Origin of the sequence: Microbacterium proteolyticum, assembly GCF_029639405.1 — a bacterium.
Taxonomy (GTDB): domain Bacteria; phylum Actinomycetota; class Actinomycetes; order Actinomycetales; family Microbacteriaceae; genus Microbacterium.
Map to the genome: position 1 here is coordinate 3,723,926 of NZ_CP121274.1, position 19,081 is coordinate 3,743,006.

At 70.9% G+C, this 19,081-nt stretch carries 20 protein-coding genes; 7 read left to right on the forward strand and 13 right to left on the reverse strand.

The window, feature by feature from the left end:
- Position 1 precedes the first annotated feature (1 nt).
- The 4 genes from P8R59_RS18640 (at position 2) to P8R59_RS18655 (ending at position 3,481) form a co-directional block, all read left to right on the forward strand.
- On the forward strand, positions 2-328 hold the full coding sequence (locus P8R59_RS18640) for a helix-turn-helix domain-containing protein (protein WP_119076375.1): 327 nt from the start codon (positions 2-4) through the stop codon (positions 326-328).
- On the forward strand, positions 325-930 hold the full coding sequence (locus P8R59_RS18645) for a hypothetical protein (RefSeq protein ID WP_278102264.1): 606 nt from the start codon (positions 325-327) through the stop codon (positions 928-930). The genes P8R59_RS18640 and P8R59_RS18645 overlap by 4 nt, the downstream gene beginning before the upstream one ends.
- 61 nt (positions 931-991) lie before the next feature.
- Complete coding sequence (locus P8R59_RS18650; RefSeq protein WP_046746337.1) at positions 992-2,227, forward strand: IS256 family transposase; 1,236 nt, start codon at positions 992-994, stop codon at positions 2,225-2,227.
- 114 nt (positions 2,228-2,341) lie between these two features.
- Positions 2,342-3,481 carry a hypothetical protein gene (locus tag P8R59_RS18655; RefSeq protein ID WP_278102265.1) on the forward strand — a complete coding sequence of 380 codons (1,140 nt, stop codon included), beginning with the start codon at positions 2,342-2,344 and terminating at the stop codon, positions 3,479-3,481.
- 2 nt (positions 3,482-3,483) lie between these two features.
- Here P8R59_RS18655 and P8R59_RS18660 read toward each other — a convergent pair whose 3' ends face one another.
- Together P8R59_RS18660 and P8R59_RS18665 are read right to left on the reverse strand one after the other, a co-directional pair.
- Complete coding sequence (locus P8R59_RS18660) at positions 3,484-3,993, reverse strand: GNAT family N-acetyltransferase (protein WP_100345587.1); 510 nt, start codon at positions 3,991-3,993, stop codon at positions 3,484-3,486.
- Entirely contained in the window at positions 3,990-4,349 is a 360-nt protein-coding gene (locus P8R59_RS18665) for an ArsR/SmtB family transcription factor (RefSeq protein WP_278102266.1), read from the reverse strand. The genes P8R59_RS18660 and P8R59_RS18665 overlap by 4 nt, the downstream gene beginning before the upstream one ends.
- Before the next feature lie 75 nt (positions 4,350-4,424).
- Here P8R59_RS18665 and P8R59_RS18670 point away from each other — a divergent pair, with 75 nt between their 5' ends.
- Positions 4,425-5,753 (forward strand): NAD(P)-binding domain-containing protein, encoded by a 1,329-nt coding sequence (locus tag P8R59_RS18670; protein ID WP_431606868.1) that lies wholly within the window; start codon positions 4,425-4,427, stop codon positions 5,751-5,753.
- On the opposite strand, the gene P8R59_RS18675 is transcribed toward P8R59_RS18670, so the two are convergent.
- Together P8R59_RS18675 and P8R59_RS18680 are read right to left on the reverse strand one after the other, a co-directional pair.
- Complete coding sequence (locus P8R59_RS18675; protein ID WP_205547920.1) at positions 5,750-6,409, reverse strand: arsenate reductase ArsC; 660 nt, start codon at positions 6,407-6,409, stop codon at positions 5,750-5,752. The genes P8R59_RS18670 and P8R59_RS18675 overlap by 4 nt on opposite strands.
- A 5-nt stretch (positions 6,410-6,414) precedes the next feature.
- The gene (locus tag P8R59_RS18680) at positions 6,415-7,092 is read right to left on the reverse strand and encodes an ArsR family transcriptional regulator (protein WP_100345591.1); all 678 of its coding nucleotides are present in this window, start codon (positions 7,090-7,092) and stop codon (positions 6,415-6,417) included.
- A gap of 37 nt (positions 7,093-7,129) precedes the next feature.
- Here P8R59_RS18680 and P8R59_RS18685 point away from each other — a divergent pair, with 37 nt between their 5' ends.
- Both P8R59_RS18685 and P8R59_RS18690 read left to right on the forward strand, forming a co-directional pair.
- On the forward strand, positions 7,130-7,834 hold the full coding sequence (locus tag P8R59_RS18685) for an aquaporin (protein WP_245861740.1): 705 nt from the start codon (positions 7,130-7,132) through the stop codon (positions 7,832-7,834).
- Entirely contained in the window at positions 7,831-9,213 is a 1,383-nt protein-coding gene (locus P8R59_RS18690; RefSeq protein ID WP_100345592.1) for an FAD-dependent oxidoreductase, read from the forward strand. Before P8R59_RS18685 ends, P8R59_RS18690 begins: the two co-directional genes overlap by 4 nt.
- A gap of 350 nt (positions 9,214-9,563) precedes the next feature.
- On the opposite strand, the gene P8R59_RS18695 is transcribed toward P8R59_RS18690, so the two are convergent.
- The 9 genes from P8R59_RS18695 to P8R59_RS18735 all read right to left on the reverse strand — a co-directional run bounded on the left by P8R59_RS18695 (position 9,564) and on the right by P8R59_RS18735 (position 19,077).
- A complete protein-coding gene (locus tag P8R59_RS18695) occupies positions 9,564-11,450 on the reverse strand; it encodes a heavy metal translocating P-type ATPase (RefSeq protein ID WP_100345895.1) in 1,887 nt (628 codons plus the stop codon).
- 5 nt (positions 11,451-11,455) lie between these two features.
- Positions 11,456-11,815 (reverse strand): Cd(II)/Pb(II)-sensing metalloregulatory transcriptional regulator CmtR, encoded by a 360-nt coding sequence (gene cmtR / locus P8R59_RS18700; RefSeq protein ID WP_100345896.1) that lies wholly within the window; start codon positions 11,813-11,815, stop codon positions 11,456-11,458.
- 170 nt (positions 11,816-11,985) lie between these two features.
- Positions 11,986-13,467 carry an ATP-binding protein gene (locus tag P8R59_RS18705; protein ID WP_431606869.1) on the reverse strand — a complete coding sequence of 494 codons (1,482 nt, stop codon included), beginning with the start codon at positions 13,465-13,467 and terminating at the stop codon, positions 11,986-11,988.
- Between the two features lie 32 nt (positions 13,468-13,499).
- On the reverse strand, positions 13,500-14,294 hold the full coding sequence (locus P8R59_RS18710) for a hypothetical protein (protein ID WP_100345594.1): 795 nt from the start codon (positions 14,292-14,294) through the stop codon (positions 13,500-13,502).
- Positions 14,295-14,345: 51 nt separating this feature from the next.
- Positions 14,346-15,818, reverse strand: coding sequence for an SCO6880 family protein (locus tag P8R59_RS18715; RefSeq protein WP_100345595.1), 1,473 nt, complete (start codon positions 15,816-15,818; stop codon positions 14,346-14,348).
- A gap of 3 nt (positions 15,819-15,821) precedes the next feature.
- Positions 15,822-17,264: a conjugal transfer protein TrbL gene (locus tag P8R59_RS18720; protein WP_150447140.1), complete on the reverse strand. Its 1,443-nt coding sequence runs from the start codon at positions 17,262-17,264 to the stop codon at positions 15,822-15,824.
- A 34-nt stretch (positions 17,265-17,298) separates the two neighbouring features.
- The gene (locus P8R59_RS18725) at positions 17,299-17,568 is read right to left on the reverse strand and encodes a DUF6112 family protein (protein ID WP_045249057.1); all 270 of its coding nucleotides are present in this window, start codon (positions 17,566-17,568) and stop codon (positions 17,299-17,301) included.
- A gap of 70 nt (positions 17,569-17,638) precedes the next feature.
- A complete protein-coding gene (locus P8R59_RS18730; RefSeq protein ID WP_100345897.1) occupies positions 17,639-17,905 on the reverse strand; it encodes a DUF6112 family protein in 267 nt (88 codons plus the stop codon).
- Positions 17,905-19,077, reverse strand: a complete 1,173-nt coding sequence (locus P8R59_RS18735) for a M23 family metallopeptidase (RefSeq protein WP_245861741.1) — start codon at positions 19,075-19,077, stop codon at positions 17,905-17,907. The genes P8R59_RS18730 and P8R59_RS18735 overlap by 1 nt, the downstream gene beginning before the upstream one ends.
- Positions 19,078-19,081: the final 4 nt, after the last annotated feature.

Here is a 19,081-nt window from a genome sequence, read left to right on the forward strand (position 1 = left end):
CATGAAATGGAACCTGCGCATGGCCGCCGCCGAGCGCGGCATCTGGAAGTCTTCGGAGCTGCGGCGGCTGCTCGCGGACGCCGGCCTGGAGATGAGCGTCGGGAAGATGTCGGGCCTGTGGACCGGCACCCCGACCACGCTGCGGCTGGACGACCTCGACGTGATCTGCCTCGTGCTGGACTGCACGCCCGGCGACCTGTTGACCGCGGACCTCGACGGCGCGGCAGCGCGTCGACCGGCGAAGACCGTCGAGGAGCAGGCGGCGAACGGCTCGCCGTCGATCGTCAAGCCCCGCTACAACGGCAAGCGGCCCGAGCCGCCGCTGTGAGCACCAAACCGGGAGTGACCTCCCGGTTCCGGCCGCCGAAGTTCTGTTTCACCTGCGGCGTGAACCGCGCGGCCTGGCACTGGCCGAGCGTCGACTACTGCTACGGCTGCCTCCCCGGCGGCCCGTTCCCCGCTCCGTCGTGCGAGCGGTGCGGCTCGCCGGACTACTTCAGTCAGGGCCTGTGCGAGCGGTGCCACCCCGGCAGCCCGCACTACATCGGTCAGTGCAAGGACTGCTACGCCTGGGGCGTCTATCGGGGGCACCAGTGGCGGTGCCGGCATTGCGCCTGGTGGGCGAGTCACAACCCGGTCGGCGACTGCCGCTTCTGCCATCGTCGCCTCCCGATCGGCGAACGTGGTGCCTGCCGGCTCTGCATCGAATCCGCGCGGCGTATCCAGCAGCCCGGCCGCGACATCGACCTCGACGAAGGCACCCGGCACGGGCTCCAGCTGTTCTTCGCCAACATGCCCGCCCGCCGCAAGCTGCCCCTGCCCGCGCAGTCCACGCGGGCGTCGCGGATCGTGCTCGATGCCGAAGCGAGCCTGGAGTCCCGCGGGGTGGTGGTCTTTCGGGCCCGCGGCGTCGTGACCGCGACGGGGTGAGCCATCGTGCGATGGTCAGTGAGAACGACCAAGAACTCACACAGAAAGACGACACCGCACGATGGCTCTTGACCAGTCTGCCCTCCTCGAGCTGCTCGGGGAACTGAAGCTCACCGGCACCACCGACCGCATCCGAGCCGCGACCGAGCGGCTCTACCAGGAGCTGATCGACGCGGAGACAGCCGCATTCATCGGCGCCGCCCCCTACGAGCGCACGAGCGAGCGCACGACTACCCGCAACGGTTCCCGGCCGCGGGTGCTGTCGACCACGGCTGGGGATCTGGAGTTGCGGATCCCGAAGTTGCGGCAGGGGTCGTTCTTCCCGTCGCTGCTGGAGCGGCGCCGCCGGGTCGACCAAGCCTTGTTCGCGGTCGTGATGGAGGCCTACCTCCACGGCGTCTCAACCCGGAAGGTCGATGACCTCGTCAAAGCGCTCGGCGCTGACACTGGCATCTCGAAGTCCGAGGTGTCCCGCATCTGCCAAGGGCTCGACGCCGAGGTCGCATCGTTCCGCGACCGCTCGCTGTCTGACATCGCCTACCCCTACGTGTTCCTCGACGCGACCTACTGCAAGGTCCGCATCGACCACCGTGTCGTGTCCCAGGCGGTCGTCGTCGCGATCGGCGTCGCCGCTGACGGGCGGCGGGTCGTGCTGGGCTTCGATGTCGGAGACAGCGAGACCGAGGAGTTCTGGAAGCAGTTCCTGCGCTCGTTGAAGACACGAGGTCTGGGCGGGGTGAAGCTGGTGATCTCCGACGCCCACGCCGGACTGAAGAAGGCCGCAGCGACCGTGTTGCAGGGCGCCGCCTGGCAGCGCTGCCGCGTCCACTTCATGCGCAACGTCCTGACCGCCCTCCCGAAGGGCCGGCAGGAGATGGTCGCCAGCGTGATCCGCACGATCTTCGCCCAACCCGACGCCGAGCACATCGATGCCCAGTTCGACGAAGTCGTGCGCATGATCGAGCGCGTCCACCCCAAGACCGCCGTGATGCTCACCGACGCCCGTGACGACATCCTCGCGTTCAAAGCGTTCCCCGCCCGGCATTGGCGACAGATCTGGTCCACGAACCCGCTGGAACGCCTCAATCGGGAGATCAAGCGCCGCACCGACGTCGTTGGCGTGTTCCCGAACAACGCCGCCCTGCTCCGCCTGGCCGGCTCCGTCCTCGTCGAGCAACACGACGAATGGGAAGCCGCCGACCGCCGCTACTTCTCCGAAGCCTCCATGACCGAGCTCACCGCGACCACCCCCACCATCGACGAGGCGGTGATACTCCCCGAGATCACCGCCGCCTAAACTAACGACAGCTGATCATCGCAACGAAGCGAAAGACCACCACTCAAACGGACGCGGCCCGAAGCGAGCGTCTGGGAGCAGCCGGCGCTGTTCGAGCTCGCACCGGACCCCGAGGTGCTCCGGCAGCGGGCGACCGCGCAGGCCCGGGACTGGAGCTACCGCACCGACGGGATCGTGTTCGAGCACGCCCGGCAGTTCGGCTGGTCGAACCGGCAGACCAATCAGGTCCGTCGCTCCTTGAAGATGCTCCAGATCCTCGCCCCCGACGGCACGACGATGGTCCGCGCCACCGAAGTGATCCGGCTGCGCCGCTATGACGCCGAGGGCAACATCGTCTCCACCCTCGATGTCCTCGACGCCGCCGGCCTGCTCATCGACGACCGCACCCCGCACATCGACCGCTACTTCGACGGCAAGTTCGCCGGCCTCCCGCCGGCGATGCGGACCCAGCTCGAGCTCTGGTTCGACATCATGATCCACGGCAGTCCTATCCCACCGCGGCGGAAGCCCCGCGACCCGGCCACGGTGAAGATTCAGATCCTCGGCATCGCCCCGATCGTCACCGCCTGGGCCGAAGACGGCATCGAGTCGCTCGCCGAGATCAGCCCCGAGCTGCTGCTCGACTCCCTGCCCGCCGACGCAGGTAAGCGGCACTGGGCCGAGCGCGGATTCCGTGCCCTGTTCGGCATCCTCAAGGGACGCAATGCGATCTTCGCCGACCCGACGACCGGCATGCCCCTGACCGAGCCGCGCCGCAGCACACCGCTGCCGGCCGACACCGAGACGATCCTCGCCGCCCTGAACCACTCAGATCCAGCGGTCGCCCTCGCCACCTCGATCGTCGCCTTCCACGGCCTGACCAACCTCCAGATTCGTGCGCTGCAGCTCACCGACATCATCGACGGCCGGCTCACCCTGCCTGACGGGCGCGTGATCCCGCTGGCCGAGCCGGTGCGAGCCCGGCTGCGGACCTGGCTCGACCACCGAGCAACGAGATGGCCGCGCACGATGAACCCGCACCTGTTCGTCACGATGCAGACCGCGCCACGGCTCAGCGCCCCGAGCCGGCAGTTCCCCTGGCTCAAGGCCGGCATCTCCGCGCAGACGCTGCGCACCGACCGCGTCCTGCACGAAGTCCAGGCCAGCGGCGGCGACGTCCGCCGCATCAGCGACCTGTTCGGGATCGGCATCGAGTCGGTCGCCCGCTACCTCGGCGTCCTCGACCCCGACCTCAGCGGCCACCGGCCGGACTGACCTCAGTCGCCTGATCGACGGCGCTCGATCAGCACAGTGTCGCGCCAAGTGCCAGCCAACGGGCCGTAACCCATAAGCGCGATACGTTCGCGGGTGCCCACCGTGCGGAACCCGTGGCGGTCGTGCAGGCGCAGACTCGCGGTGTTCTCGGGGAAGATCGACGACTGGATGGTCCAGATGCCGGCCGTGTCCGCGGCAGCGATGAACGCTTCCAGGAGGGCGGCTCCGGCGCCTTGCTCACGGGCGGCATCGGCGATGTAGATCGAGTGCTCGACCACGCCGCGGTACACCGGCCGCGATGACACGGGGCTGGCGGCCGCCCACCCCACGACGAGGCCGTCGGTGTCTGTGGCGACGAGGCGCAGATCGGGGAGCTTGCCGCTGTCGAAGCCATCCCAGTCGGGTGGCTCTGCCTCGAACGTGGCGTGCCCGGTGGCGATGCCTTCACGGTAGATGTGCTCGACGGCAGGCCAGTCCGCGGGCGTCATCGGACGGATGCCGACGCGGATCATTCGGGCAGGAGGGTGCGGGCTGCGTTCTGGAGGGCGCCGTCGACGACGCGGAAGTAGGCCCACTTGCCGCGCTGCTCGCGGGTGGCAAGGCCGGCTTCGACGAGCTGCTTCATGTGGTGCGAGACGGTGGGCTGGGCAAGGCCGACGGGGTCGGTGAGGTCGCAGATGCACATCTCCCCGGTGTCGCTGCCGCCGATCAGGGACAGGAGCTTGACCCGGGTGGGGTCGCCGAGAGCCTTGAACAGGCGGGCGATCCGTTCGGCCTGCTCCGATTCGAGCGCGCCACCGGCCACAGTGCCGCAGCACGCGGTGCCGTCTTCGGTGAGGAGCGGGAGCGCGATGGTCACGGTGCTCATCCTCCCAGTCGTATTGACATCTGTCGATGTATCGAGGATTCTCGATGTATTGATGTTAGTCGATGTGAGGAGTGGGTGGTGGATCTTCCTGTCGTGGTGATCGGCGCGGGACCGCAGGGGCTGGCCGCCGCAGCGCATCTGCGGGAGCGCGGCCTGGAACCGCTGGTGCTGGAGAGGGGCGCGGGTCCCGCGGCGGCGGTGGCGGAGTGGGGGCATGTGCGGCTGTTCTCGGAGTGGCCCGAGCTCGTCGACTCCGCCGCGGCTCGGCTGCTCGAGCCTTCCGGGTGGCAGCGACCCGAGCGGGGGTATCCGACCGGCGGCGCCTGGATCACCGGATACCTCGCGCCCCTCGCGCAGGTTCTTGGGGATCGCGTCCGCTACGGCGCAAGGGTCACCGGCGTCGGTCGCAAGGGACGTGACCTGCTGGTGGATGCCGGGCGCGCCGAGCAGCCGTTCGTGATTCACGTCGAGGAGGCCGACGGCTCGCAGTCGCGGATCGAGGCGCAGGCGGTGATCGACGCCTCGGGCACCTGGACGAGCCCGAATCCTGCCGGTGCCGACGGGCTGCCTGCGCTCGGCGAGACCGCCGCGGCCGGATTCCTCACGTATCGGATTCCGTCGTTCGCCGACGCCGAGCCGTATGCGGGGCGGCACACGGTGGTGGTCGGCAATGGGCACTCCGCGGCGACGGCGATCACCGAGCTGGCCCGCATCGCCCGCCAGCACCCGGACCCTCGGATCACCTGGGTGCTGCGCCGCGGGACGGTCGGCGACACGTTCGGCGGCGGGGAGGCGGACGAGCTTCCCGAGCGTGGCGCACTCGGCCAGCGCGCTCGCACCGCGGTCGACCAGGGCCTCGTGAGCCTGGTGACCGGGTTCCGTATCGAGCGGATCGACACCGCCGATCAGGGTGCGGTGCTGGTTGCCGAGGACGGGCGCGTGCTCGAGCCCGCGGATCGGGTGGTGGTGCTGACCGGGTTCCGGCCGGATCTGTCGATCCTGTCCGAGGTGCGGCTGGAGCTGGATGCCCGGTTGCAGGCGCCGGTGCGGATCGCGGCGGACATCGACCCGAACATCCACTCTTGTGGTTCGGTGCGCGCCACCGGCGCTGTGGACCTGGCCCAGCCCGAGCCGGGCCTCTTCATCGTGGGGGCCAAGTCCTACGGCCGCGCCCCGACCTTCCTCGCCCTCACTGGGTACGAGCAGGTTCGCAGCGTCGTCGCCGAGCTCGCCGGTGACCACGAGGCTGCGGCCCGGAGCGAGCTGGTGCTGCCGGGCACGGGCGTGTGCGGCGGCGCGGGACTGTTCGACGACCCGACCGGAGCCAAGGGCGGCGCCTGCTGCGCACCCGCAGCGCCGCAGGTGATCCAGCTCGGACGTGCCCCCGCGGGTACTGCGGTCTAGGTTCTCGCGGGGACGCCGAGCTCGGCGAGCAGGTTCAGGACGCGAGCCTCGATCTCGTCGCGCACCGGCCGGACGCCCTCCGGGGTCCATCCGGCGGGGTCGGGCAGGGTCCATTCCTCGTAGCGTTTGCCGGGGAACACCGGGCAGGCGTCGCCGCAGCCCATCGTGATCACCACGTCTGCGGCGCGCACGACCTCGTCGGTCCAGGGCTTGGGGTACTCGCCGGCGATGTCGATGCCGCGCTCGGCCATCACCTCGACGGCGACCGGGCTGACCTCGTGGCCGGGTTCGGAGCCGCCGGACCAGCCGACGGCGTGCTCGCCGGCGTGGTGCTGGAAGAAGCCGAGGGCCATCTGCGAGCGGCCGGCGTTGTGCACGCACAGGAACAGCACCGTCGGCTTTCCGTCGACGTGGAGCCCGTCGACTTTGGCGAGGGCGCGCAGGCGTTGCCTGGCGAACTTCTCGGTCAGCAGCGGCAGGTAGTTCGGCACGGTCGCACGCTGGGCGAGGTCGGTGTAGGAGGCGTGCAGGAAACGGTCGATCGTCTCCCGCCCGAATGTGCCGTCGAACTCCCGGGTCAGCCGCTCCGCGCCGGAGGCGAGGGCTGCCTCCTGGTCGATCGTGATCGTGGCGTGCGGTTCCTGGTGCGGTGACATCGTCGTCATCCCTTCGTCGTGGTCAGCCTCGGGGCAAGGCTCTGGATACGGGCGGCGATGTCCTCGAAGGCGGCATCGAATGCGGCATCCGATCCGTCGCGCACCGGGTCGGGCACCGACCAATGCACCCGGCCCTCGCCGGCGAGTTCCTCGTGGGCGGTGTCGCAGACCGTGACCACGAAGTCGTCGACGTCCAGCACCTCGGCCAGCGTCCGCGGTCGGGCGGCACGGAGAGTGAGGCCGTGCCGGTCGGCGGCGGCGATCGCGCCCGGCTCGATGGCGTCTGCCGGGTGCGTGCCGGCGGAGGCGACCGGGATGTCGCTGGCGTCGTGCCAGAGCGCGGCGGCGAGCTGCGAGCGTGCGGAGTTGCCGGTGCAGACGAACACCACCCGCCGCACGCCGAGGGCCGGCGACGGGGTCAGCCCCGTGAAGGCGCCGGGGGCGAGGTGGAGGTAGGTGCGGCGCCGGTCGGCCTCCGACCGCGTCCGCAGCAACAGCCCGGCGTGCTCGAGCTGGTTCAGGTGGTGCGCGAGCAGGCTGGAGGAGACGCCGAGCTCGGCTTGCAGCTCGACCGGGGCGGCATCGCCGAGGGTGAGCAGGTCCATGATCCGCAGCCGCACCGGATCGGCCAGCGCCGCATATCGCGCCACCCGCCCCGCCAGGTCAGTTCGCTCAATGTTCATTACCTCAATAGTGACTGAGCAATGTATCGTCGTCAAGGTGACCCACGAAAAGAGCACGACATCCGCCCCCGCCCCGTTGTGGCGGCGCGCGGTCGCCGAGTTCCTCGGCGCCGGCCTGCTGGTGACCGTCGTGGTCGGCTCCGGCATCGCCGCCCAGCGTCTCTCGCCAGACGACGTCGGGCTGCAGCTGCTGGAGAACTCGCTGGCGACGGCGCTCGGGCTGACGGTGCTCATCCTGATCTTCCAACCCGTCAGCGGCGCGCACCTCAACCCCGTCGTCACCCTCGCCGACCGCTTCCTCGGCACCCGCCACGCTCCCTCCGAGATCGTGGTCTACCTCGTCGCGCAGGTCACCGGCGGCATCGGCGGCGCGATCCTCGCGAACCTCATGTTCCAGGCGCCGACGGCGGTGTCCACGACCGATCGCCTCTCGGCGGGCCACCTGCTCGGCGAAGTCGTCGCCACCGCCGGGTTGGTGCTGCTGATCTTCGCCTTGGCCCGCACCGGCCGCAGCGCCGTGGTCGCCCCCGCGGTCGGCGCCTACATCGGCGCCGCGTACTGGTTCACCTCCTCGACCTCCTTCGCCAACCCCGCCGTGACCATCGGCCGGATCTTCACCGACACCTTCGCCGGCATCGCCCCGACCTCCGCACTGTGGTTCCTCGCCGCCCAGCTCGTCGGCGCCGCCGCCGGCGTTGGCCTCGTGCTCCTGCTCTTCCCGAATCGAAAGGCCCAGCCATGACCCACCTGATCGCCATCGGCGGCTCCGACGCCGGCATCTCCGCCGCCCTGCGCGCCCGCGAGCTCGACCCTGACACCGACGTGACCGTCGTGGTCGCAGACGAGTACCCGAACTTCTCCATCTGCGGCATCCCCTACTACTTCACCGGCGAAGTGCAGCCCTGGCAGTCGCTCGCGCACCGCACCAGCGCCGACCTGGAAGCCACCGGCATGAGCTTGCGGCTGAACACCTTCGCCACGGGCATCGACGTCGCAGGTCGCCGGCTCACCGTCCGCACCCCGGACGGCGCGTTCGAGGAGCTGGCCTACGACGAGCTGATCGTCGGCACCGGCGCCCTCCCGTCCCACGCCGGCATCACCGGCCTGGAGGTGCTGACCCCGGCGGACGGGGTGCATGTCATCCACTCGATGGGCGACACCTTCGCCCTCGATCACGACCTCACCGCCCGGCAGCCGCAGTCGGCGATCATCGTCGGCGCCGGCTACGTCGGCCTGGAGATGGCCGAGGCGTTCATCGCCCGCGGCATGACCGTCGTCCAGCTCCAGCGCGGCCCCGAAGTGCTCTCCACCCTCGACCCCGAGCTCGGCGCCTTCGTCCACGAGGAACTCACGACCCACGGCGTCGAGGTGGTCACCGGCTCGACCGTGACCGGGATCGAGAAGACCCCAGCCGGGCTCACCGTCACGGGCACCCGCGACGGGCAGCCGTTCACGCAGACCGCGGACCTCGTGCTGGTCGTCGTCGGGGTGCGGCCGAACACCGAGCTGCTCGAGCAGGCCGGCGCGAGCCTCGGCGCGGGCCGCGGGGTCGTGGTCGACGAGCACATGCGCACCGGCCTCCCGCACGTCTGGGCCGCCGGGGACGGCATCATCACCCATCACCGCCTGCTCGGGGTGACCTACTTGCCGCTGGGCACGACGAGCCACAAGCAGGGCCGCATCGCCGGGGAGAACGCCCTCGGCGGTGACCGGGCCTTCGCCGGCTCGGTCGGCACCCAGGTCGTGAAGGTCTTCGACCTCATCGCTGCCCGCACCGGCCTGCGTGACCACGAGGCGATCGCCGCCGGGTACGCGCCCGCGACGGTGAGCTCTGCGGCGGACGACCACAAGCGCTACTACCCCGGCGCGCACCCGATCCACTTCCGCATCACCGGCGACACCGGCGACGGGAGACTGCTCGGCGCGCAACTCGTCGGCAGGCGCGGCACCGAGGTCGCCAAGCGCGTCGACACCTTCGCCACCGCCCTCTACGCCGGGCTGACTATCGAGCAGTTCGCCGACCTTGACCTCTCCTACACGCCGCCGCTGGGCTCACCGTGGGACGCGGTGCAGGTCGCCGCGCAAGCGTGGGAGAGCCAGCGCGCGAGGGTGCTGGTCTAGGAGCCGACGTTGAGCGCGGCGAGCTGGCGAGGAGCCGGTCGAGAAGGTTCCCGATCGCGCCGCCCCCGACGAGCATCCAGGTCGCGTTGGTGCCGAGGGACATGACGGTGCCGGGGTTGAACGCGAGTTGCAGGCCGAGCACGTTGCCCACCGGCGAGAAGCGCTCGTGCTCGCTGAGTTGCGCGATGGTCTTGGTGCCCTGATCGACCGGCGCGGCGGGCGCAGGCGAGCAGGAACCAGCGCGGCCGGACGCGGCCCGTCGCGGCGCGGCGCGGCGCGGCGGGGAATCGTCGCCTCCGTGTCCGTCGCACTCGTTGCCGCTGGGGCGATCCCGCGGTCGAAAGGGCGACTCATGCCTTCCGCCGTCGGGCTGCCCGCAGACCGTTGAGGATGACCACGACTTCGGCGATCTCGTGGACGAGGACGACGGCGGCCAGGCCAAGCACTCCGAGGATCGCCAGTGGCAGCAAGGCGGCGATGATGAGGATGGAGAGCACCACGTTCTGGTTGATGATGCTGCGGCCGCGGCGTGCGTGGGCGAGGGCCTGCGGGATGAGGCGCAGGTCGTGGCCGGTGAACGCGACGTCGGCGGATTCGATCGCCGCGTCGGCTCCCTTGGCTCCCATCGCGATTCCCAGGTCGGCGGCGGCCAGCGCGGGGGCGTCGTTGATGCCATCGCCGATCATGGCGGTGGGCTGGGACTTCGACAGCGCGGCGACGGCGGTGGCCTTGTCCTCGGGGCGCAGCTCGGCGCGGACATCGGTGATGCCGGCTTGTGCGGCCAGGGCGGCGGCGGTGCGGGCGTTGTCGCCGGTGAGCATCGTCACTCCCACTCCTCGCTTGAGGAGCGTCGCGATCACCTCCGGGACTTCGGGGCGCAACTCGTCCCGGACCCCGACGGCGCCCACCGGCACGCCCTCGCGGTGGACAATGACGACGGTCATTCCCTCAGATTCCATCGCCTCGACCTCGCCGGCCAGCGTTCCGGCGTCGAGCCAGCGGGGGCTTCCCACGGCGAGCCGGGCACCGCCCAGCGTCCCGGTGATGCCGTGCCCTGCCGTCTCCGTGACCTCCTGCGCGGTCGGAGGTTGCCGGACGGCGTTGGTGATCGCGGCGGCCAGCGGGTGCGTGCTGTGCGCCTCCAGGCTCGCCGCCCATGCGAGCACCTCGTCCTCGGCCACGTCGGTGGTGACGACGCGGCTCACAGTGGGCTCGTTGCGGGTCAGCGTCCCGGTCTTGTCGACGGCCAAGTGCCGGATGCCGCCGAACCGCTCGAACGCGGCGCCGGACTTCACCACGACGCCGAACTTGGAAGCCGCCCCGATCGCGGAGACCACGGTCACGGGAACGGCGATCGCCAGCGCACACGGCGACGCCGCGACCAGCACAACCAGCGCGCGGGTGATCCACAGTTCGACATCGCCGGTCAGCAGCGACCCGAGCAGGGCCACGAGCACGGCGAGGATCATCACGCCCGGCACGAGGGGGCGAGCGATCCGGTCGGCCAGGCGGGCGCGGTCGCCCTTCTCGGCCTGGGCCTGCTCCACCAGCTCCACGATCGTGGTCAGGGAGTTGTCGGTGCCGTCCGCGGTGGCCTCGACCTCGAGCACGCCGGAGGTGTTGATCGACCCGGCCGATACCGCGTCGCCGGGCTCGACCTCGACCGGGATCGACTCGCCGGTGATCGCGGACGTGTCCAGGCTGCTGCGCCCGACCCGCACGATCCCGTCGGTGGCGATCCGCTCGCCAGGTCGAATCACCAGCAGGTCGCCGACGCGCAGCTCCTTCGCCTCGACCTCGGCCGTGGCGTCACCTCGCTTGACCAGCGCCGTCTCGGGCACCAGCTTCAGCAGCGCCCGCAGGCCCGCGCGGGCGCGGTCCATCGCCTTGTCCTCCAGCGCCTCCGCGATGGAGTACAGGAACGCCAGCGCCGCGGCCTCCTCGACATAGCCGAGAATCACCGCGCCCACCGCGCTGATCGTCATCAGCAGCCCGATGCCGAGCTTGCCCCGCGTGAACAGCTTCCGCAGCGCACCCGGCACGAACGTGGACGCGCCCAGCAGCAGGCCGATCCAGAACAGCACGAGGGCGGCGAGATCCGCGCCGGTCCACTCGCACACCAGCCCCGCGGCGAACGCGACACCGGAGCCGATCGGGATCAGGACGCTCGGACTCCGCCACCACGGCCGGTCGTCATCGTCGTCATCGTCGAGCTGCGCGACCTGGGAGCCAGTCATCGTGCTCACGCGATCGCTCCCGGCTCGCAGCAGCCGACGACCGAGCACGCCGGGTCGATGCACGGCGCGTTCTCGTCCACAGCCAGCGTGACCTCCACCAGCGCATCCAGCGCGGCGGCCAGGTGCGGGTCGGCGATCTCGTAACGCGTCTGGCGGCCCTCCGGCTCGGCCACCACGATCCCACAGTCCCGCAGACACGCCAGATGGTTCGACACGTTCGATCGGGTCAGTTCCAGACTCCGCGACAGCACCGCCGGATAGCTCGGCCCGTCCAGCAGTGTCATCAGAATCCGCGACCGGGTCGGGTCGGCCATCGCCCGGCCCAGCCGGTTCATCACATCCAACCGCGAAGCAATAGTCAGCATGAGATGACTATACAGCAGGCGCTGACGTATCTGAGCCCCACGCCGATCACGGTCTTGCACAGCCCGCCGATCCTGCCGTCCGCATCGACACAACCATCACCCCCCTACAAGCCACGGAACTCACGGCCCCAGATACCCTGAACCAGGCCCTCATGCCGTGAGTTCCTGCATCAACCGACTTCAGGAATCGTGAACTTACGGGGTTCCCCGGTCATGCGGGTGGCCGTGTTGAACAGTTCGAGCTCGGCCGGGTGCAGCTGATGCTGCGTGACGTAGGAGTGATCCTTGACTCGCCAGAGCCCTTGCCCGGTGCCGAGGGTGGGCAGCAGTTTCTGCTCGGTGCCGGTCAGCCCGAGGATCTCGCCGGTGACGCCGAGTTGGTCGCTCTCCTGGCGGTAGATAATCCTCGTCTCCGCATTGGCGAGCAGCGAGGAGGCCAGGGCGCGCATCGCCGAGCCGCTGTCGCCTACGTTGTCCAGGTCGGTGAGCTTGTGGAACACGAGCGCATTTGCGATGCCGTAGTGACGGGCGAGCCGCCATTGTGCGTCCATGCGGCGCAGCAGCGGGGCATGGGACATGAGCCGCCATGCCTCGTCGTAGATCACCCACCGTTGCCCGCCGTTCGGGTCCAACAGCGCGGCCTCCATCCACGCCGAGGAGCACGTCATCAGCACCGAGATCAGGGTGCTGTTCTCCGCGACGCGGGATAGGTCGAGGCTGACCATCGGCAGCGACGGGTCGAAGCTGACGGTCGAGGGGCCGTCGAACAGCCCGGCGAGGTCGCCGGCGACGAGCCGGCGCAGCGCGTGCCCGGCCAGACGTCCATCCTCGGCGAGACGTCCGTCCGGGTCGTCAGCAGCAGCCGGGTTCAGGATGCGGTCCACGACCATCGGCAGGATCGGCGTCTCGGCCGATCGCACGGCGTCGGCCAGGGCGATGTCGATCGCGGTGTGCTCCAGCGGGGTCAGCCGCCGGTCCAGCACCGTCTCGGTCAGCGCACCGATCAGGTCACGGCGGCGTGCGGCGACCTGGGTCGCCCATTCGCTGTCGGACACGTCGGAAGGCCGGTGCCCCTCGTCGAGCGGGTTGAGCCGGTTGCGCAGCCCGTGCCCGAGCACGATCGCCTTGCCGCCGACAGCCTCGGCGACCGCGGTGTGCTCTCCCTTGGGGTCGCCCGGCACGTACACGCGACGTCCGAACGCGATCGACCTCGTGTAGAGGGACTTCACCAGGGACGACTTGCCCGAGCCAACGATCCCGGCCACGACGATGTTCGGGGCCGTGATGACGCCACGCGCGTATAAGACCCACGGGTCGTAGACGAAACTGCCGCCGGAGTAGAGATCCTGCCCGACGAAGACACCGGCGGAGCCGAGGCCGCCTTCGGCGAGGAACGGGTACGCCCCGGCCAGCGTCGCCGAAGTGTCCTGGTGGCGCGGCAGCCGCAACCGGCCGGGGGTGCGCAGCGCCGCCGGGCCGGCCTCCCCGGCAGGCGGGAGGTAGGTGGTGCGTCGGCGTTCGGTACGCTCGGCCTCCCACCGCTGGTGCGCCTGCAGCTTGCGGGCGCGCTGTTGCTCGGCGAGCAGCTCCGCTGCGGCCCGCGCGCGGGCCTTGCGGTGCTTGCGGCGCTCGTTCTGCGGCGAGACGAGCACGCTGGTGTGCAGGCGTCCGTCATCCTGACCGGTCACAGCGCGAGGCCCTGACCGGGCCGTGCGCTCTGCGCGGCAGCACCGAACAGGCGCGGGTCGGCGGGCCGCGTCCGCCCGGCCGGCACGACCGGCGCGGGCTCGGCGAGCGCCGGGTCCGGCGGGGCGTCATGCGTTCGCAGCAGGCTGACGTGCCCGAGGGTCGGGTTGTAGGTCAGCGTGTACTCGGCGACCGTGACCGAGCGGTCCAGCGCCCCGACGGGCGGGGCGTCGTAGACGTACCCGTTGACCAGGGCTGCGTCGGTCGTCTCCCGCCCGTAGTCCCACTGGGCCAGGTGCGCGACGGCCGCGTCGGGTCCGTCCCGGTCGATGAGGGTCAGCACCTCGTCGGCCTCCTCGCCCTGGAGGAACACGACGCTCACCCACCGTGGCGCCGCCTCCGGCGCGCGGGTCGGGCCGTCGACGGCGATCCCGGCCAGGTCGACGCCGGCGGGCTGCCAGGCGATCCGGGAGGCGTGCTGCGAAGCCAGGTCGAGCCGCACCTGCACCTCGTCGAGCGCGTTCGCGGCGAGGTTGAGTGCGTCGGCGGCGGCGAGCGCGTAGACCCGGCCGAGGAACGGGTCGCCGTCGTCGGTGCGGGCGAGCTCATGGGCGTCGACGTGGCTGCGGGTGAGCTGGTCGAGCACCTGCCGCAGCGACCGGGTGCCGGCGATCAGCTCGCCGAGGACCGGGTAGGTGCTGGTCGGCGGCATGTCCCGCGTGGCGTGCGCGAGGCCACGCAGCGCGACGGCGCTCTCCTTGGCGTCCGCGAGCGGGTCGGTCAGAGTCGGCATGGCGTTGTCCTCCGGTGGATGGGCTGTCGGAAGACAGGTGCGCGGGGCCGGTCAGACGGTGCGGCACAGCGGCAGTGCGGCGGCGGCGAACGCGGCCGCCTGCTGCCCGACCAGGCGGCGCGTCTCGCACGACGCCTGGATCGCTGCCTGCTCGAGGGCGGACACGGCGCCCTCCAGCTCGTCGAGGGTCGGCGCGGACACGGCGATCAGGCCCGTGTAGCGCAGGATGCCGTGGCCGCTGGTTAGGTCCGCTTCCTGCTGGAGGACATCCTCGAACTCGGCGGACTGCTGCGCATCCTCGATCTGGCCGATCCGCTGACGCTGGTGTGCGTCGCTGATGTACTCGGTCTTCTTCTTGCGGATGTCGCGGGCGGCCTGGTCGGAGCGGATCGGGGTGGCGATCAGCGAGAACGCGCGCCGCACGCCCGAGGACAGCAGGATCGGGGCGAGGAACCCCGGATACACCAGCGACCGGGGCCATTCGGTGATCCACAGCACCGCGTGGAAAGCGGAGTCTGAGCGCAGGTGCTGCCAGCTCTCGGTGAGTGCGACGGGGCCGGCTGTGGCGAGGTTGCGGCCGAGGTCGCGGTGCCGTTCCAGGGTCGCCGCGACGGCTGGGTCATACGCCGAGCGCAGCATGACGGCGATCTCGCCGGGGCCGGCCCACTCCGAAGGGGTCAGGTCCGCGGCGCGCAACGCAGCGGACAGGGTGGTCATTTCCTGGCGCAGCACGGCGGCGGCGCCCCTCATCCCGCCGCCAGCGGTGCGGATCGCGCGGGCTGCGGCGCGCATGTCGAGCGCGACCGAGAGCGTCGTGGCGTGCAGCTCCCCGGCGGGGCCGGCGCGGTCGATGAGCTCGGCGTACACGGTCGAGGTCCACGAGCCGTCGGCGCGGCCGTGCTCGGACCACCACTCGGCCAGGCCGCTGCCGGAGTCGGGCAGCGTGCGCTCCAACACTTGCACGCGCGCGAGCCGTCCCGACCGGCAGCAGGTCGCCAGCACCCGACCCCAGCCCGTGACGCGGCGCTCCTGCTCGCTGGGGTCCAGCAGCACGAACGCGGGATGGGTTACGGTCAGCACCGCCGTCAGGGTCTGGGCGTGCGGGTCGTGGATCATCGCGGCGTCAGTCGCCGGGTCGAGGTACTCTCGCAGCGCCGCGGCGTCGCCGGGCAGAGCGAGCGTGCCGGCCGGGCGAGGCTTGACGATCCGGGCGCGGAACAGCAGTTGCCCGCCCGTGGTCCGCCAGACCCAGCGCAACGCGATCGGCACCCACTCGATGAGCTTCCGGCCGCCGGCAGGCACCCAGGCCAGCACGGCGCAGAGCAGGCAGATCGGGGCGGCGTAGGCCAGCAGGATGCCGCCGCCCATGTAGAGGGCGACGACGATCGACAGCGCCGCGACGGCGAGGACGAGCAGTTGCGACAGCGACAGGCCCAGCAGCACGCCGCGGCGGGTGAGCCGGCTGAACTTCACGGGGTGCAGCTCGGGTTCGTCTCGATGGCCGCCTCGGGTGCGAGATGCCATGACCTACTCCTTCTTCGCCGGGGGCTGCGGACGGGCCGGCGGGTCGGGCTGCCGTGGCGGCGGCGATGCCGGCGCGGCCGGCCGCGCCGGAGCGGACGGCGGGCTGCTCGGCGGTGCGGCCGGGGTGGGCGCGGTCGGCTCGGCGGCGTCTGCGTGCCCACCGACTGCGGCGGCGACGGCGTTGCCGGCCTTGGGTCCGGCAGTCGCGGCGGCTCCTGCGACCTTCGCGCCGACAACGACGGCCGCGCCGATCGGACCTGCAGCGGCCGCGCCGCCACCCGCCGCGGCCGCACCACCGCCCGCAGCACCCGCGCCGGCGCCTCCGCCCGAGGCGGCGGCGCCACCAGCGGGAGCGGCGGCTCCAGCCTGTGCGCCGGCGCCCGCTCCACCCGCTGATGCGCTGCCACCCCCGGTCCCGCTCGGGGGTGCCCCGGTGGGGGCCGCAGGCCGGCCGCCACCAGAGGGGGCGTCGCCGCCGTCGAGGATCTTCTTCGGGGACGCGCCGTTACCGCCCCCGCTCGGGACCGGCACGGGCCGGTTCATGGCGGACTTGGCCTCCTGTTCGGCCGACATCGCGTGGTACATGTCGAACCCGACGAAGGAGATGAACTTGTAGGTCATGTACGGCGCGAACGCGGCGACGAGCATGAGGACGACGCCGGCGATCGGGTCGCTGATGGAGGCGAGGTCGAGGTCGATTGGTTGGGAGACCTGGGCGACGGCGACGAGGAAGACGACGACGAGGACGAGTTTGGACAGGATCAGGGCGATCACGAACGTCGCCCACTTGCCGAACCAGCCGCGGGTCGCATCCCATGACGCGCCGGCCAGGGCGACCGGGGCGAATACGATCGCGACCAGCAGCAGCGCTTTGCGCACGAGCAGGGAGAACCACACGATCGCGGCGGCGGAGATCGCAAGCCCTGCCAAGAAGATCGTGATGATCGCGCCGACGCCGGGGGCGGCGATGTTGATGCCGGCCAGCGCCCCGCCGAGGAGGGCGATCTTGTCGCCCATGTCTTCCATCGAGTTGCCGGTGGCTTGGACGATGCCGATGCACAACTGGTCGGTGATTTCCAGCAGCGTCCCGGTCAGGGTGAGGACGACGAAGGAGCCGAGCACGGATTTCGCCAGCCCCAGCGCGGCACGGGGCAACGCGCCGGGGTCGCGGCGGATCAGGCCGGTGATGAGCTGGAGGCAGAAGAAGATGAGCATCACGAAGATGGCGACGCCGAACAGCAGGTTGTAGACGCCGACGTACTCGGCGCCGGTGACGTCGACGAGGGTCGTGGTGTCGAACACGGACCACACGGCCTCGAACAGCCATCCCGCGGCGGCGCCCATTGCCTGCGCGAGCCAGTCGAACGGCGCGGCGACCAGGGAGGCGACGCCTTCGCCGACGGCGTCGCAGACGCCGGAGATCACGGGGATGTCGCACACGCTCATGGGCGGCGCTCCCGGTGCGCGCTCGGGCGGCCCGTCATACGCTCTGGCCCACGTTCCAGAAGAAGTTGATGAGGGTGACGCTCGCGCCGCAGATGATCGCCGCGCCGCAGCTGACCAGGACGCCGACCTTGCCGCGGCTGGCGAGGTGGGGGTTGCTGCTGTTCGCGCCGAAGCCCCAGATGATCGCCGAGACGATCAGGGCCAGGACGCTGAGGATCAGGCCCACGGTCATGATCGCGCCGACGATGGTGCGCAGCTGCTCGATACCGGGCAGGCCGGTGCCGTTGGGGTCGATGTCGATCACGGTGGGCTCCTTGACGTTCGCGAGGGATGGGTTCTCGCGAGTCAGGTGCGCGGGCCGTCCCGCGGGGGCGTCAGAGACCGGAGCCGAGGGTGATCAGCCAGTTCAGCCACGCGACGCCGGCGCCGGCGAGCACGGCGGTGCCGAGCGCGACGAGCAGTCCCGTCCGTGCGCGGGTGGCTGTCTGATAGTTGCCGTGTGAGGACGCCAGCGCCCAGGTGATCGCGCAGACGATGAGCATCAGCACGGCGATGATGAGCACGAACATCAGCAGGGCTCCGATGACCTGACGCAGTTCCGTCGCGCCCCCGGTGGCGCCGAAGTCGGGGAACACGTCCATCAGGCCACCCCCGCGCCAGGGCGACATGCAGAGGTGCTGGCGGCGTCCAGGTCGAGCGCGCCATGTTCGGCCAGCCACGGCTCGGAATCAACGGCAGCGGCGTTCGACCCGCCTTCGCGGATCTCGAAGTGCAGGTGGGCTCCGGTGGACTGCCCGGAGGAGCCGACGTCGCCGATGTGCTGTCCGGCCGTCACGGTCTGCCCATCGGTGACGTAGATGGCGTTGGCCCACATGTGCGCGTAGGCGGACGCCACCCGTTGCCCTCCGACCGTGTGCTCGATGACGATGAGGTTGCCGTAGCCGCCGGATGGTCCGGCGTGGGTGACCACGCCGTCGGCGATCGCGAAGATCGGGGTGCCGTCCGCGGCGGCGAGGTCGGTCCCCGTGTGCATCGACCGCTCACCGGTGATGGGGTGGATGCGCATCCCGAACGGGTCGGATCTCACCCAGGTTCCGGTCGGCAGCGGAAACACAATCCTGGTGGTCTCCGGCACGATCGGGGTGGCCGAGCCTCCGCCTCCTCCGCGTGGCGGGGTGGTCAGGACGCGCAGGATCGTCTCGGCCACCGGCCGGTAGTTCTGATAGCGGTCGGGGTAGGCGCTAACCTCGACCGCTTGCGCAGCCTCGCCGGGGTCCATCTGCTGCCAGCCGGGGATGTCGAGCAGCCCGCGCGGGCTCGGGTAGTTGGGGCCGTCAGGTCCGCCGTAGAACGCGCGCGCCTGGTAGTCGGGGTCCATCAGTTCCGCGACGGTTCCCCAGCCGGAGGCGGGTCGCATCTGGAACAGCCCGAGGCTGTCGTGGTCGGCGCCGTTCCCGTCGTTCGGGTAGTCGCCGGACTCGGGATAGGTGCCGGTGTTGGCGAGCATCCGCAGCCGCGATTCGGTCAGGGCAGCCATCAACGCGATGACGACGCCCGGCGCGCCAACGCCACTGGTGCGCCCGCCGACCGTGATGATCGTGGCCGCATGGGTCAGCTGCGTTCGGGTCAGCGTGATCGAGGTGCCGTCCGCCGCGGTCGCGGTCAGCTCCTCCGGGATGGCACCGACCGTCAGGGAGCCGGGCAGGCATGCCGCGGCCTGCATGGCCGGGTTGACCAGTAGCCCGACGGCCAGCAGCGCCGGCGACGGGCCGAGGAAGATCAGCAGCGCGAGGGCGAGGGCGAGCTTCTTCACGCCG

Coding starts and splice junctions, on each gene's coding strand:
- P8R59_RS18640 (WP_119076375.1), top strand. CDS start 2: ATGAAATGGAACCTGCGCATGGCCGCCGCCGAGCGCGGCATCTGGAAG.
- P8R59_RS18650 (WP_046746337.1), top strand. CDS start 992: ATGGCTCTTGACCAGTCTGCCCTCCTCGAGCTGCTCGGGGAACTGAAG.
- P8R59_RS18660 (WP_100345587.1), bottom strand. CDS start 3,993: ATGATCCGCGTCGGCATCCGTCCGATGACGCCCGCGGACTGGCCTGCC.
- P8R59_RS18665 (WP_278102266.1), bottom strand. CDS start 4,349: ATGAGCACCGTGACCATCGCGCTCCCGCTCCTCACCGAAGACGGCACC.
- P8R59_RS18675 (WP_205547920.1), bottom strand. CDS start 6,409: ATGTCACCGCACCAGGAACCGCACGCCACGATCACGATCGACCAGGAG.
- P8R59_RS18680 (WP_100345591.1), bottom strand. CDS start 7,092: ATGAACATTGAGCGAACTGACCTGGCGGGGCGGGTGGCGCGATATGCG.
- P8R59_RS18690 (WP_100345592.1), top strand. CDS start 7,831: ATGACCCACCTGATCGCCATCGGCGGCTCCGACGCCGGCATCTCCGCC.
- P8R59_RS18695 (WP_100345895.1), bottom strand. CDS start 11,450: ATGACTGGCTCCCAGGTCGCGCAGCTCGACGATGACGACGATGACGAC.
- cmtR (WP_100345896.1), bottom strand. CDS start 11,815: ATGCTGACTATTGCTTCGCGGTTGGATGTGATGAACCGGCTGGGCCGG.
- P8R59_RS18710 (WP_100345594.1), bottom strand. CDS start 14,294: ATGCCGACTCTGACCGACCCGCTCGCGGACGCCAAGGAGAGCGCCGTC.
- P8R59_RS18715 (WP_100345595.1), bottom strand. CDS start 15,818: ATGGCATCTCGCACCCGAGGCGGCCATCGAGACGAACCCGAGCTGCAC.
- P8R59_RS18720 (WP_150447140.1), bottom strand. CDS start 17,264: ATGAGCGTGTGCGACATCCCCGTGATCTCCGGCGTCTGCGACGCCGTC.
- P8R59_RS18730 (WP_100345897.1), bottom strand. CDS start 17,905: ATGGACGTGTTCCCCGACTTCGGCGCCACCGGGGGCGCGACGGAACTG.